The sequence below is a fragment of the Nocardioides lacusdianchii genome (genome assembly GCF_020102855.1).
Lineage (GTDB): Bacteria > Actinomycetota > Actinomycetes > Propionibacteriales > Nocardioidaceae > Nocardioides > Nocardioides lacusdianchii.
This window is the reverse complement of the sequence record NZ_JADHZD010000001.1, coordinates 344,151-357,667: the sequence shown is the minus strand read 5'-3', so window position 1 is coordinate 357,667 and position 13,517 is coordinate 344,151. Positions and strand designations below refer to the sequence as shown.

At 72.3% G+C, this 13,517-nt stretch carries 12 protein-coding genes and 1 riboswitch; of the genes, 7 read left to right on the top strand and 5 right to left on the bottom strand.

What is annotated here, in order from left to right:
* The first annotated feature begins 42 nt into the window (after positions 1 to 42).
* Complete coding sequence (locus IRX98_RS01795) at positions 43 to 321, top strand: DUF4212 domain-containing protein (RefSeq protein ID WP_224273414.1); 279 nt, start codon at positions 43 to 45, stop codon at positions 319 to 321.
* Positions 318 to 2,003 carry a sodium:solute symporter family protein gene (locus IRX98_RS01790; RefSeq protein WP_224273412.1) on the top strand — a complete coding sequence of 562 codons (1,686 nt, stop codon included), beginning with the start codon at positions 318 to 320 and terminating at the stop codon, positions 2,001 to 2,003. The genes IRX98_RS01795 and IRX98_RS01790 overlap by 4 nt, the downstream gene beginning before the upstream one ends.
* A 6-nt stretch (positions 2,004 to 2,009) precedes the next feature.
* Here the strand turns inward: IRX98_RS01790 and IRX98_RS01785 are convergent, their stop codons facing one another.
* From IRX98_RS01785 to IRX98_RS01770, 4 genes are read right to left on the bottom strand one after another with little or no spacing between them, the layout of a single operon-like run.
* The gene (locus IRX98_RS01785) at positions 2,010 to 2,645 is read right to left on the bottom strand and encodes a 3'-5' exonuclease (protein WP_224273411.1); all 636 of its coding nucleotides are present in this window, start codon (positions 2,643 to 2,645) and stop codon (positions 2,010 to 2,012) included.
* Positions 2,642 to 4,516: a putative nucleotidyltransferase substrate binding domain-containing protein gene (locus tag IRX98_RS01780; protein WP_224273410.1), complete on the bottom strand. Its 1,875-nt coding sequence runs from the start codon at positions 4,514 to 4,516 to the stop codon at positions 2,642 to 2,644. Before IRX98_RS01780 ends, IRX98_RS01785 begins: the two co-directional genes overlap by 4 nt.
* A 26-nt stretch (positions 4,517 to 4,542) precedes the next feature.
* Complete coding sequence (locus IRX98_RS01775) at positions 4,543 to 4,983, bottom strand: GNAT family N-acetyltransferase (protein ID WP_224273409.1); 441 nt, start codon at positions 4,981 to 4,983, stop codon at positions 4,543 to 4,545.
* Positions 4,980 to 5,879, bottom strand: coding sequence for an alpha/beta hydrolase (locus IRX98_RS01770; RefSeq protein WP_224273408.1), 900 nt, complete (start codon positions 5,877 to 5,879; stop codon positions 4,980 to 4,982). Before IRX98_RS01770 ends, IRX98_RS01775 begins: the two co-directional genes overlap by 4 nt.
* A 40-nt stretch (positions 5,880 to 5,919) precedes the next feature.
* Positions 5,920 to 6,029, top strand: a riboswitch (TPP riboswitch).
* Here IRX98_RS01770 and IRX98_RS01765 point away from each other — a divergent pair.
* From IRX98_RS01765 to IRX98_RS01745, 5 genes are all read left to right on the top strand, one after another.
* Positions 6,019 to 7,101: a thiamine ABC transporter substrate-binding protein gene (locus IRX98_RS01765; protein ID WP_224273407.1), complete on the top strand. Its 1,083-nt coding sequence runs from the start codon at positions 6,019 to 6,021 to the stop codon at positions 7,099 to 7,101. Its footprint overlaps the riboswitch before it by 11 nt.
* Before the next feature lie 10 nt (positions 7,102 to 7,111).
* On the top strand, positions 7,112 to 8,746 hold the full coding sequence (locus IRX98_RS01760) for an ABC transporter permease (RefSeq protein WP_224273406.1): 1,635 nt from the start codon (positions 7,112 to 7,114) through the stop codon (positions 8,744 to 8,746).
* A 20-nt stretch (positions 8,747 to 8,766) separates the two neighbouring features.
* Positions 8,767 to 9,762 carry an ABC transporter ATP-binding protein gene (locus tag IRX98_RS01755; RefSeq protein WP_224273405.1) on the top strand — a complete coding sequence of 332 codons (996 nt, stop codon included), beginning with the start codon at positions 8,767 to 8,769 and terminating at the stop codon, positions 9,760 to 9,762.
* A gap of 21 nt (positions 9,763 to 9,783) precedes the next feature.
* Positions 9,784 to 10,830: a phosphatase PAP2 family protein gene (locus tag IRX98_RS01750; RefSeq protein WP_224273403.1), complete on the top strand. Its 1,047-nt coding sequence runs from the start codon at positions 9,784 to 9,786 to the stop codon at positions 10,828 to 10,830.
* 319 nt (positions 10,831 to 11,149) lie between these two features.
* Complete coding sequence (locus IRX98_RS01745; RefSeq protein ID WP_224273401.1) at positions 11,150 to 12,619, top strand: C40 family peptidase; 1,470 nt, start codon at positions 11,150 to 11,152, stop codon at positions 12,617 to 12,619.
* Between the two features lie 22 nt (positions 12,620 to 12,641).
* Here the strand turns inward: IRX98_RS01745 and IRX98_RS01740 are convergent, their stop codons facing one another.
* Entirely contained in the window at positions 12,642 to 13,517 is an 876-nt protein-coding gene (locus IRX98_RS01740; RefSeq protein WP_224273400.1) for a sulfotransferase domain-containing protein, read from the bottom strand.

Sequence of the window (13,517 nt, the reverse complement as noted above, 5' to 3'; positions counted from 1 at the left end):
CGCTTCCGGGCACGAAAGTCCGTCGTCAGCCAGGAGGACACCGTGGATGAACACCAGCGCCGGGAGTACTGGCGCCGCAATCTGAGACTCATGGCCGTGCTGCTCACCATCTGGGCGCTCGTGTCGTTCGGGGCGGGGATCTTGTTCGTCGAGCCCCTCAACGAGGTCGTGGTGGCCGGCTTCCCCCTCGGCTTCTGGTTCGCCCAGCAGGGCTCGATCATCACGTTCGTGATCCTGATCGCCGTCTACGTCACACGGATGGACAAGCTCGACGCGGAGTTCGGCATCGACGAGTACGAGGAGGAGGTGCACCACTCGTGAGCGACATCCAGACCTGGACCCTCGTCTTCGTGGTCCTCACCTTCAGCATCTACATCTTCGTCGCCTACCGCAGCCGGGTCAGCACGACGTCCGGGTTCTACGTCGCCGGCGGCGGCATCCCGGCGCCGGCCAACGGTGCGGCCATCGCGGCCGACTGGATGAGTGCCGCCTCGTTCATCTCGATGGCCGGCATCATCGCCTTCGCCGGCAACGGCTACGGCGGGTCGGTCTACCTCATGGGCTGGACCGGCGGCTACGTGCTGCTCGCGCTGCTGCTGGCCCCCTACCTGCGCAAGTTCGGCAAGTACACGATCCCCGACTTCGTCGGTGACCGCTACAACGAGACTGCCCGGCTGGTGGCCGTGGTCGCCGCCATCGTCGTGTCCTTCGTCTACGTCGCCGGCCAGATGGCCGGTGTGGGCCTGGTCTTCACCCGGTTCCTCAAGGTGGACCCGACCACCGGCGTCATCATCGGCATGGCCATCGTGTTCTTCTACGCCGTCCTCGGCGGGATGAAGGGGATCACCTGGACCCAGGTGACGCAGTACACCGTGCTGATCATCGCCTACCTGATCCCGGCCGTCGCCGTCTCCGCGAAGGTGACCGACGTGCCGATCCCGCAGATCGGGTTCGGCACGATCCTCGCCGAGCTCGACGCGCTCCAGACCGAGCTCGGCATCCCGGAGTACACCGCCGCCTTCGGCAGCACGAACATGCTCAACATGCTGCTGATCACGGCGTCGCTGATGTTCGGCACCGCGGGGCTGCCGCACGTGATCGTGCGCTTCTACACCGCCAAGAGCGTGCGGGCCGCGCGCTACTCGGCGTTGTGGGCGCTGTTCTTCATCGCCCTGCTCTACACGACCGCCCCGTCGGTGGCGGCCTTCAGCAAGCTCCAGATCATCGAGGACGTCAACGGGACCGCGCTGAGCGACATGCCGTCGTGGTTCAACACGTGGTCGGAGGTCGGCCTCATCACGCAGGCCGACGGCTCGGCGATCTCGGCGCTCCCGGCGGACACCACGGTCAACTACAGCGACATCCTGATCAACAACGACATCATCGTCCTGGCCTCGCCCGAGATCGGTGGCCTGCCGGCGCCGATCGTCGGCCTGGTGGCCGCCGGTGCTCTGGCGGCCGCGCTGTCCACGGCGTCCGGTCTCCTGCTGGTCATCTCCAGCGCGGTCGCGAACGACGTCTACTTCAAGAAGATCAACCCGCAGGCCACCGAGGCCCGCCAGCTGATGGTCGGTCGCATCGCGATGGCGGGAGCGATCGTGGTGGCCGGCTACCTCGGCATCAACCCGCCCGGATTCGTGGCTCAGGTCGTGGCGCTGGCGTTCGGGCTGGCAGCAGCGAGCTTCTTCCCGATCCTGGTGCTCGGGATCTTCTGGAAGAACTGCACAGCCATGGGCGCCACCGCGGGCATGCTGGCCGGACTCGTCACGACGATGGCCTACATGCTGTGGACGATCGACATCTACGGCAACGGGGCGGGCGTGTTCGGGATCCTGGAGACGGGCTTCGGCACGATCGGGATGCTGATCAACTTCGCGGTGACGATCATCGTGTCGCAGTTCACCCCGAAGCCCAGCCCGGTCATGCAGGAGCTGGTCGAGGAGATCCGCTACCCCGGCCGGACCGAGCTCGTCAGCAAGCACGCGCAGGGGGAGGTGGGCTGACGCCGCTCACCGACGTCCTCGCCACCACGCCCTGACACGGTCGAGCCACGGCTCGCGTCGGCGTACGTCGCCCAGGCTGAGGGGGCCGCTCACCCCGAGCTCCGCGGCCTGGGCGAGGTAGAGCTCGGCACAGGCCAGAGCGTCACCGAGCGCGTCATGGGCTGCCGTCACCGGCAGCCCATGACGCGCTCGTGCCGTCCAGAGACGGAGCTCGCCGGGGCCGATCTCGCCGTGACGGCCCAGCAGGCGCTGCTGGAGCTCCAGGGTGCACACCGCCGGCGGGAGGGCAGGCGTCTCACCCGCGGCGCGGAAGGCCGCGTCGAGGAAGGCCAGCTCGAACGGCGCGTGGTGGGCGAGGAGCACGCGTCCGGCCAGGGCCCGGCGCAGCTCGCCCAGCACCTCCGGGAGGGGCCGGCCCTCCTCGAGGTCGTCATGCGTCAGGCCGTGGATGGCGACCGCCTCGCCGGGGTCGCCGTGGCGTACGACGTGGCGCCGGCCGCCGGAGAGGACGATGCGCGCTCCGTCCACCGGCACCCAGCCCACGGCCAGCACGTGGTCGCGGGTCGGGGAGAGCCCGGTGGTCTCGAGGTCCACCGCGAGGAGGGGCAGCCGGTCGAGCGGGGTCCGGTCGTCGGGTGTCACGTCATCTCGCGGACGGGATAGCGCTGGGCGATGGCGACCTGCGCGGACCGGATGACGCCGAACGCCGCCTTGAGGTGCCGCTTCTCGAAGTCGCTGAGCACCGACGGGTCGACCCAGCTGTCGGCCGGTGCCCCCTCGCGCACCTGCTCGACCTGGTGCCGCAGCCTGAGGTGGGCGAGGAACTCCCACGCGTCGCGCAGGTCGGCTGCCAGCGTCGGGCTGACGCGGCCGGCGGCGACGGCGTCCTCGAGCCGCACCAGTGTCGACGTGGCCGACGACCCGCACGCCAGTCCGTGCAGCCGGGCGATCTCGACGATGGTGTTGATGCCGCCGCGCTTCACGTCGAGGGTGTCGCGGTGCTCCCCGGACCGGTCCACGACCAGCCCGCGGAAGAAGCCGAGCGGCGTGTGGTGCGACGCCGCGGCGGCCGCCAGGTGGGCCAGGAAGATCGGTGCGGCCTGCGCGGCCCGACGCTGGTAGGACGCCAGCGCTGCGGTCAGGGCGGGGTCGCCGTGCTGGTGGCGCAGGTCGAAGAACACGCTGGCCTCGAGGATCGCGTCCGGGGTGGGTGTGCCGACCCAGCCGGCCACGAGACCCCGCCAGGTGCCGAGCGGCTGGCGCCACCGGGGGTTGGTGGCCATCTTGTCGCCGCGGCACCGTGGGTAGCCGATGGTCTCCAGCCCGCCCGTGACCTGTTCGGCGAGGCCGGCGAAGTAGGCCGCGTGCAGGTCGGGCCGGTAGTCGTCGTGCAGCACTAGGGCGTGGTCCTGGTCGGGCGCCAGGGCCTGCTCGAAGCGGGCCCGGGAGCCCAGGGTCAGCCAGGCGTACGGCACCGGTGGCGGACCGAGCGCTGCCTCGGCGAGCGCGATGACCCGTTGCTCGATCGCGTCCCCGACGGTGGAGACGACGCGGCCGGCGTCGTGGGCCGACGTGCCCTGCCGGACCAGCCCGGCGACCACGCGCTGCAGCCGCGCCGCCAGCTCGGCGACCGTCGCCACGTCGGGCGCCCGGGCGATGTCGCCGACGAGGAAGACGGGGTTGGCCTGCTGCAGCCGGAGGAGGTCGGTGGCCGTGACCATGCCGACGGGCCGGTCGTCCTCGACCACGGGCAGGTGATGGATGTTGCGCCGCACCAGCTCGAGCAACGCCTCCAGGGCGGGGGCGTCGGGGCGGGTGGTCGCCGGGTCCGGCGTCATCACCGCGGACACCGGACCCGCCGGATCCACCGCGACGGCCAGCACCCGGGTGCGCAGGTCCCGGTCGGTCATGATGCCGACGAGCGCCTCGCCGTCGGTGACGAGCACCGAGGAGATCCGTTCGGCCGACATCAGCCGGGCCGCGTCGAGCACGGAGGCGTCGGCGCGGATGCTCACCGGTGGCCGGGTCACCAGCTCGCCCACCGTGCTGGACAGCACCGACCGGTCCGCTCCGCTCACGTGCTCGCGCTGTCGGGCCACGGCGTCGCGCAGCATGCCGGCGCGGTGCTCGAAGAAGGCAGCGAAGTCGGGGTGCTGCTCCCGGAGCCGGTGGAACAGCTCGGCGGGGACGGCCAGGACGAGGGTGTCCTCGATCGCCCGGACGGTCACCGGCTGGGGCGTGCCGGTCGCCAGCGCGGCGCCGCCGACGCAGGTGCCCGCCGCACCACGCTCGACCAGCTCGCCGTCCGCGTCCCGGAGGTCGACGGCGCCCGAGCGCACCACCAGCAGCTCGACCGGGGTGCTGCCCTCGGCGAGCACCACGCTGCCGCGACGGTGGTAGCCGATGCTCAGCCCGGGCGGGACGGACTCGAGGACGACGGCCGGGAGGGAGTCGAACGGGACGTGGGCGGCGAGGAAGTCCCGGACCTCCGCGAGCTCGACGTTGAGGGGCACGCTCCCATCATGACGACAGGAGCCCGCTAGTGGCGCGCCCCTCGACGCATCGGGACGTGCATGATCCCGTCCTCGTCGAACTCCGGCCCGGCCACCTCGAAGCCGTAGCCGGCGTAGAACCCGGCCAGCGGGGTCTGCGCGTCGAGGCGCGCCTCGCGGTCGCCGCACAGCGCCATCGCCTCGTCCATCAGCAGCGCCGCCAGGCCGCGACCGCGCGCCGCCCGGGCGAGCACGACCCGCCCGATGCGCGCCCGGCCGTCGTCGTCGAGGACGCGCAGGGTGCCGAGGACCGCGTCGTCCTCGAGCAGCACGACGTGGCGCGTCGCCGGCTCGAGGTCGCGGCCGTCGAGGTCGGGGTAGGGGCAGTCCTGCTCGACCACGAAGACGTCCTGGCGCAGCCGCCACACGGCGTACGCCGTCCGCGCGTCGAGGTCGTCGACGGTGGTCGTCAGCACGCGGACGCTCATCGCAGGAAGTCCACGACCTGGGTGAAGGCGCGGCGAGCCTCCGGGATCAGCGGGAGGATGCCGTAGACGTGGATCAGGTCCCGTTCCTCGATCGAGGTGAGGTCCCAGCCGGCCTCCGCGGCGCGCCGCGTGAGCAGCCGGCAGCCGGGGTTCAGCAGGTCGCGGGTGCCGTGGAGCATCAGCGCCTTCGGCAGTCCCGCCAGGTCGGCGAGCGCGGGGGAGACCTCGGGTCGGCCCAGCTCGGCCTCCGACCCGGCCCACCAGAGGGCGTACGCCTCGAGCTTGCTGTAGAACAGCCACGGGTCGACGGCGTCCACCTCGCGCGTCTCGGGCGTCGACGTGGTGAGGTCGACCCAGGGTGCGTGCATGACCAGGTGGGTCGCGGGCGTCAGGCCGCGGTCGCGCATCGACAGGGCCGTCGCCAGCGCCAGCCCACCGCCGGCGGAGTCGCCGGCCAGCACGATCCCGCCCTGCTCGTCCGCCCAGCGTGCTGCGTCCGCCACGAGGGCGTCGTGCGAGTCGGCCCAGGTGTGCTCGGGGGCGAGGGGGTAGTCGGGCATCACGACCCGGGCACCGATCGCGTCGGCCAGCCGGGTGGCGTAGCGCACGTGGACCGCGTCGATCGGGGCCATGAAGGCACCGCCGTGGACGTAGTAGAGCGTCCGGTGCGCGTGGCGCAGGCGCGGAGTCAGCACGTGGCACGGGAAGCCGATGTCGGCGACCTCGACCTCCCACCTCTTCGCGAAGCCGGGCGTGCTGCGGGTGGGGAGGCTCCGGTCGAGGGTGCGGTGGTCGGCCTCCACCCGGGCCCGCTCGGCGGGTTCGCTGTCGAGGTCACCGGCCTTGCGCAGGCGCGGGATGACGGTGGCCAGCAGGGCGTGGCGGAGGCTCGGCATGGGGGGAGCGTAGGCGCAGGGACCCCGGGGCTAGGGTGTTCCCACGAGACAGGGGAGCACGCGCAGGCGTGCTGAGAGTGCGGACCAGCCGCAGACCCTACGAACCTGATCCGGTTAGCACCGGCGATAGGGAGTCACCATGCACCGACCGACCGTCCGCGCCCTCACCACGGGCCTCGCTGCTGTGCTCCTGACCAGCTGCAGCCTCACCGGCGGGGAGGCCACCGACCCGTCGACGTCCGCGCCCGACGGCGGGAGCAGCCCGGCCGGCGAGGCCGGCGGCACCGTGGTCCTGGCCACCCACGAGTCCTTCAACCTGCCGAAGAAGCTCGTGCGTGCCTTCGAGGACGAGACCGGCTACACCCTCGAGGTCCGTGCGGCCGGGGACGCCGGCACGCTCGCGACCAAGCTCAGCCTCACCGCCGACAACCCGATCGCCGACGCCGCCTTCGGCATCGACAACACCTTCGCGTCGCGACCGCTCGGCGAGGGCGCCTTCGCCGAGGTCGCCACGTCGACGACCCCGCCGGAGGAGTACGCCCTCCCCGAGGGCAGCGACCGCCTCGTCGCGGTCGACTCCGCGAGCGTGTGCGTCAACGTCGACACCGCATGGTTCGACGCGGAGGGCATCACGCCGCCGCAGACGCTCGACGACCTCACCGACCCGGCGTACGCCGACCTCATGGTGACCCCGGGCGCCTCGACCAGCAGCCCCGGCATGGCGTTCTTCCTCGCCACCGTCGCCGAGTACGGCGACGACTGGCAGGACTACTGGACCGACCTGCTCGCCAACGGCGCCAAGGTCGTCGACGGCTGGGAGGACGCCTACTACGGCGACTTCACCGCCGGCTCGAAGACCGGCACCCGCCCGATCGTGGTGTCCTACGACTCGTCCCCGGCCTTCACCGTCGCCGACGGCGAGACCACCACGGCCGCGCTGCTCGACACGTGCTTCCGCCAGGTGGAGTACGCCGGCGTGCTGGCCGGCGCGGACAACCCCGAGGGCGCGGCTGCGCTGATCGACTGGATGCTCACCGACGAGGTGCAGAGCGCGCTGCCGGAGGCGATGTACGTCTTCCCGGTGATGCCCGGCGCGACCGTCCCCGACGACTGGGCCCGGTTCGCGCCGCAGCCGACCGACCCCTACGAGGTGTCGCCGGAGGAGATCGCGGCCAACCGTGAGCAGTGGCTGACCGAGTGGACGGACGTCATCTCGCGTTGACCACGTCGGCATGAGGCGGATCGCCGCCCTCCTCCTGCTCGCCGCAGGGCCGGTGCTGGTCCTCGGCGTGCTGTTCGTCCTGCCGGTGAGCGGCATGCTCGCGGAGGGCTTCGTGGTCGACGGCCGCCTCGCCCCGGGCGCGGTGATCGACGTGCTCGCCCGCCCGCGTGTCCACCGGGTCGCGTGGTTCACCGTGTGGACCTCGGGCACGGCGACGCTGCTGGCGGTCGTCCTGGGCCTGCCGGCGGCGTACGCCCTGCACCGGCTCTCGCTGCCCGGGCGGGCGGCGGTGCGCGCGGCGCTGCTGGTGCCCTTCGTGCTGCCGACCGTCGTGGTCGGCGTCGCCTTCCGCCAGCTGCTCGGCGAGGGCGGCCCGCTCGGCTTCCTCGGTCTCGACGGGACTCCGTTCGCCATCGTGTGCGGCCTGGTGTTCTTCAACGTCGCCGTCGTGGTGCGCACGGTCGGCGTCGCGTGGGAGTCGCTCGACCCGCGACCCGGACAGGCGGCCGCGGCGCTCGGCGCGTCGCCGTCGCAGGTGCTGCGCACGGTCACGCTCCCGGCGCTGCGCCCGGCGATCGTCGGCGCCGCCAGCATCGTCTTCCTCTTCTGCGCCACCGCCTTCGGCATCGTGCTCACCCTCGGCGGGGTCCGCCACGCGACCGTGGAGACCGAGATCTACCTCCTGACCACGACGGTCTTCGACCTCCGGGCAGCGGCCGCGCTGTCGGTGCTGCAGATCGTGGTGGTGGTCGGCCTGCTCGCGCTGGCGGCCCGGCTGCGCGCGACCCCCGACCCGACGGCCCAGCGCGCGGTGACCCCGGTGCGCGCCGTGCGTCGCAGTGACGCGCCCGTCGTCGTCGCCACCCTGCTGGTGCTCGGCGCGATGCTCCTGCCGATCCTCACGCTGGTGGCCGGCTCGCTCAGCGTCGGCGACGGGTGGGGGCTGGACAACTACCGCGCCCTCACGACCGCCGGCGACAACCAGGCGCTGCTGGTGCCGGTGACGACCGCGCTCGACACCAGCCTCCGCACGGCCGTCGACGCGACGTGGATGGCGCTGCTCGTGGGCGTCCTGGTCTCGGTCATCGTCACCCGCCGCTCGCACTCGGTCGCCGAGCGTCGGGTTCGCTCGACCCTCGACGGCTTGTTCATGCTGCCGCTCGGGGTGAGCGCGGTGACGCTCGGCTTCGGCTTCCTCATCACCCTCGACCAGCCGCCGCTCGACCTGCGTGACTCGCCGCTCCTGGTGCCGATGGCGCAGGCGCTCGTGGCGCTGCCCCTCGTCGTACGCACCCTCACGCCGGTGCTCGGCGGCATCGACGACCGGCAGCGCCAGGCCGCGGCCTCCCTCGGTGCGTCGGCCTGGCGCACCCTGCTCACCGTCGACCTGCCGGTGGTGTGGAAGCCGATGCTCGCCGCGAGCGGCTTCGCCTTCGCCGCCTCGCTGGGGGAGTTCGGCGCGACGTCCTTCCTCGCCCGCGACGAGAGCCCGACGCTGCCGGTCGTGATCTTCCGGCTGATCGGTCACCCCGGCGAGATGAACTACGGCATGGCGCTCGCCGCCTCGGTCGTGCTCGCCGTCGCCACGGCCGTGGTGATGCTGGCCGTCGAGCGGCTCCGGGTGCCGGGTGTGGGAGCGTTCTGATGGTGTTGAGGCTCCGGGACGTGACCGTCCGCTACGGCGACGCCGTCGCGGTCGACGCGGCCGTCGACCGCGTCTCGCTCGACCTCGCTCCGGGCCAGGTGCTCGCGGTCCTCGGCCCGTCCGGCTGCGGCAAGTCCACCCTGCTGCGCGCGGTGGCCGGGCTCGAGCCGCTGTCGTCCGGATCGATCTCCTTCGACGGCAAGGACCTCGCCGGCACTCCGACCCACAGGCGCGGCTTCGCGCTGATGTTCCAGGACGGCCAGCTCTTCGCCCACCTCACGGTCGCCCGCAACGTCGCCTACGCGCTGCGGCTGCGGCGTACGCCGTCCGCGCAGGTCGCCGTGCGGGTGCAGGAGCTGCTCGAGCTCGTCGGCCTGTCGGGCTTCGGTGACCGGCTGCCCGGCACCCTGTCCGGTGGGGAACGGCAGCGGGTCGCGCTGGCGCGGGCGCTGGCGGTCGAGCCGCGCCTGATCCTTCTCGACGAGCCGCTGTCCGCGCTCGACGCGACCCTGCGGGAGCGCCTCGCCGGCGACCTGCGCGAGATCCTCCACGCCGCCGGCACCACCGCACTGCTCGTCACCCACGACCACGAGGAGGCCTTCGCCCTGGCCGACCGGCTGGCCGTGATGCGCGACGGGCGGGTCGTGCAGTCCGGCGACATCGACGAGGTGTGGCGCGAGCCGGTGGACGAGGACACCGCGCTCTTCCTCGGCTACGCCCGCGTGCTGCGCGACGACGCCGCCCGGCTCGTGCTGGAGGCGGCCGGTCTCGCGCCGGCGCCGGCGGTCGCCGTACGCCGCTCCGCGCTCGTCGTCGACGACGCCGGCCCGGTGCGCGCGCGGGTCGAGTCGGCCCGCGTGACGCCGGAGCAGGTGCGCCTGGTGGTGCAGGTCGAGGGCGTCGGTGCCGTCGACGCCGTCGCAGCGCTGGGCAGCCGTGTCGCCCCCGGCGACGAGGTCACGGTGCGCGTCGATGTGACACGGCTCGCGGTCCTGCCGATCACGACCGGCCCTTGACCCGTCCCTACACTGACCTCCGTGTACAGACCGGCCTATGCCCTGCTCGTGGGAGTCGCTGCCCTCATGGGCGCGCTCGCGCTGGCGGCCTCGATCGCACTCGACCGGCCGCTGGTGGACCCCGAGGGCTTCCTCGGGCCGTCGTGGCTGCGGCTGCCGCTCCTCGTCCTCGGTGCCTTCCTGCTCGACCTGCTTCCGCGGACGCTGTGGTTCTCGCGGATGAAGCCGGCGCTGATGCCCGACATCGTGCGCGAGCGGATCCGGACCCACTGGGACCGTGAGCGGATCATCCTCGTCGTGCTCGGGCTCGTGTCCTTCTACATCACCTACGTCTGCTACCGGAACCTCAAGTCCTTCCTGCCCTTCATCATGGGCGAGGACAAGTACGACCGCGAGCTGCACCTCATCGACCGCGCGCTGATGTTCGGCAATGAGCCGGCCACGATCCTGCACACCATCTTCGGCACCGGGATCTCCGCGCACTTCCTCTCCACGATCTACCTGTGGTTCCTGCCGCTCGTGCCGCTGGCGCTCGCGGCCTGGCTGGTGTGGTCGCGCAACATCACCTTCGGCTACTGGTTCGCCACCTCGCAGTGCGTGGCGTGGGCCCTCGGCACCGCGTCCTACTACGCGCTGCCGACGCTCGGCCCCGGCTTCCAGTACAGCTACCTCTACACCGACCTGCCCGACACCGGCTCGACGGCGCTGATGGAAGCGCTGTTCTACGGCCGCAAGGGCGTACTGCGCGACGGGCTGGAGGGCTCCGTCCAGTCGGTCGCGGGCTTCGCGTCCCTGCACGTCGCGATCACGCTGCTCGTCGCGCTGATGGTGCAGTACACGCTGCGCAACCGGATCCTCCACATCGTCTTCTGGGCCAACTTCGCCATCACCGTCGTGGCCACCCTTTACTTCGGCTGGCACTACATCGCCGACGACCTCGCCGGCGTCGTGATCGCGCTCTTCGCCTTCTGGATCGGTGGGCTGGCCAGTGGTCAGAAGTTCGACCGGCACGGGTTGGCGTCCCACCCGACCTCCACGACCCGTCAGGTCCCCGTCGACGCCGACTGAGCGGCGTACTCGCTGCGGGCTCCCGGCGCCGTCGCGATCCCCGGGTACCCGGGGAAACCCGAGGTTCACCCCCGAAGTTTCGGGGTGGAGGCTCCAGTTCGGGGTGACAACCTCCTCCGACCACAGGTTGGCGGCAGCCTGCTCGAATGACAAACGTGTAGTTCGGAATGACAAGGCTGTCATTCGTCAAGGCGACACGCCGCAACAAAGTGAAGAAGTTGAGCAAAGTGTTCCCAGTGTGACGAAAGTTCACTAGCGTGCCTCGAGTTGCCCGTGCGAAGGGGAAGTCGCATGGGCCCCATACCCCCGAGGAGCCCCCGTGCCGGACGCACCGCTCACGCCCGCCCGACGTCGTACGACGTCGCGCTGGGCCACCGCGTGCGTGCTGGTCGCCGGGCTCGCCATCTCTGGCGGCCACGGTGTCGCCTTCGCCGACGACCACGACGGCCGCGAGGTGCCGAGCGAGGCGGACGTCACCCGCGCCGAGCAGGACGCGGTCGACAAGGGCCGCGACGTCGCAGCCGTCCAGGCCGACCTGATCCGCGCCGGCATCGCCCTCGAGTCGGCCGGCGACACCGCAGCCCAGGCTGCGGAAGCCTTCAACGGTGCCCGCTGGCGCGCCGAGCAGGCCCGCGAGGACGCCCGCCAGGCCGAGGCCGCCGCCACCTCGGCGCGCGCCGACGTCGAGGCACAGCGTGAGCTGTACGCCGACACGGTGGTGCGGTCCTACGAGGAGGCCTCGCAGGTGGAGGGGCTCTCCGCAGTCGTGGAGGCCGACGGCATCGAGTCGCTCCTCGACCGCACGGTGACCATGGGCAACACCTCCGACGCCCTCGACAGCCAGTACGACGCCTTCGTCGCCGCCTCCGCCGTCGCCGAGGTGACGGCCACGACGGCCACCGAGGCCGCCGAGCGGGCTGCGACCGCCGAGCGGGAGGCCGAGGCGGCCCGCGACGCCGCCGAGGCCGCACAGTCAGATGCCGGGGCGCAGGCGGAGGCGATCGCGGCCACCCAGGCCGACCTGATCGCCGAGCTCGCCGAGCTCCAGGGGATCAGCGTGCGCCTGGCCGAGAAGCGCCAGAGCGCGCTCGAGGAGGCAGCGGCCGAGGCCGCGGCGGCGGCCGCCCAGGCCCAGGCGGAGGCGGACGCGCAGGCCGAGGAGCAGGCGCAGGAGGAGGCCGAGCAGGAGCCGAAGTCGACCCCGACGCCGACCCCGACGCCCACCCCGACTTCGACGCCCACACCGACTTCGACGCCGACCCCGACGCCGACGCCCACCCCGACGCCCACCCCGACGCCCACCCCGACCCCCACCCCGACGCCCACCCCGACTTCGACGCCCACACTGACGCCGACGCCGACCCCCACCCCGACTTCGACGCCCACCCCGACCCCGACGCCGACCCCCACGCCCCCGACGCCCAGTAGCGGCGCGGACGCCGCGATCGCCTTCGCACGGGCCCAGATCGGCGAGCCCTACCGCTACGGCGCCGCCGGGCCGGACGCCTGGGACTGCTCCGGCCTCACCTCTGCCGCGTGGGCCGCCGGGGGTGTCTCGCTGCCGCACTACTCCGTGGCGCAGTACACCCAGTCGACCCGGATCACCGCCGCCCAGCTCGCGCCCGGAGACCTCGTCTTCTGGGGCTCCTCGAGCAGCCCGAGCTCGATCTACCACGTCGCCCTCTACATCGGCGACGGGCAGATCATCCACGCGCCCCGCACGGGACGCGACGTCAGCCAGGAGTCGATGTACTACTGGCGGGCGCCCACCTTCTTCGCGCGCCCCTAGGTCGTGGGGAGGGGCGCGCGACCTACGTGACCTTGCGAGCGAACCTGGCGGCCAGCTCGCCGGGGTCGAGGTCGCCGTCCAGGACGTGCCGCGTCGGCCACGCCGAGGTGTCGATGCCGGACAGCTCCTCGAAGAGCGCGAGGTCCTTGGCGTAGACCTCGGCCAGCCGGGCCAGGTCGTCGGCGGTCGGGGCGGTGCCCGGCACCTGCCCGGCACCGGCGTGCCAGTTCTTCAGCGGCGGCACCTGCTCGAAGCGCGGCAGGTCGAGGAAGTCGGTCGTGCGGTCGACGGTGGCCTCGAAGTCGCCGAGCATCGAGCGCAGCTCCAGGAGCAGCCACTGCTGGCGCCCGAACAGCTCGAAGCCGCGCTGCAGCTGCTCGCCGTAGAAGCCGCGCGCCAGGCCGGTCATGTGCCGCCACCGCATCGTGCGTACGTCGTCGGGCACCGCGTCGGGCAGGGAGGTGTGCGGCCACTCGGTGAGGAAGTCGGGCCAGTCGGGCCACGCGAGGTTGCGCGAGCGCAGCATCACCCAGTGGGAGAACAGCCGCTCCAGGGGGTCGCGGAACACCGCGACCAGCGGCATGTCGGGGTTGTAGGCACGCATCCGCTCCAGCGCGTGCGGCCAGTAGAGGTAGGTCGGGCTGGCGTCGCCGAGCAGGCGGTGCACCCGCGCGCGGCGGGGGGCGGTGTAGTCGGTGGCGTAGTCCGGCGACGACCAGTCCACGGTCTCGTCGTCGAAGTAGTGCCGCTCCTTGTCGGGCGCCTGGCACACGAGCGGGTGCTGGTTGAGCGTCACCGCCAGCGTCGACGTGCCGCCCTTCTGCACGCCGACGACGGCGAAGTTGTAGGCCATCACGCCCAGCGGGTCGCCCGGAGGGGTGGCATCGGACACGTTCAT

Coding starts and splice junctions, on each gene's coding strand:
- IRX98_RS01775 (WP_224273409.1), bottom strand. CDS start 4,983: ATGAGCGTCCGCGTGCTGACGACCACCGTCGACGACCTCGACGCGCGG.
- IRX98_RS01770 (WP_224273408.1), bottom strand. CDS start 5,879: ATGCCGAGCCTCCGCCACGCCCTGCTGGCCACCGTCATCCCGCGCCTG.
- IRX98_RS01765 (WP_224273407.1), top strand. CDS start 6,019: ATGCACCGACCGACCGTCCGCGCCCTCACCACGGGCCTCGCTGCTGTG.
- IRX98_RS01760 (WP_224273406.1), top strand. CDS start 7,112: ATGAGGCGGATCGCCGCCCTCCTCCTGCTCGCCGCAGGGCCGGTGCTG.
- IRX98_RS01740 (WP_224273400.1), bottom strand. CDS start 13,517: ATGAACGTGTCCGATGCCACCCCTCCGGGCGACCCGCTGGGCGTGATG.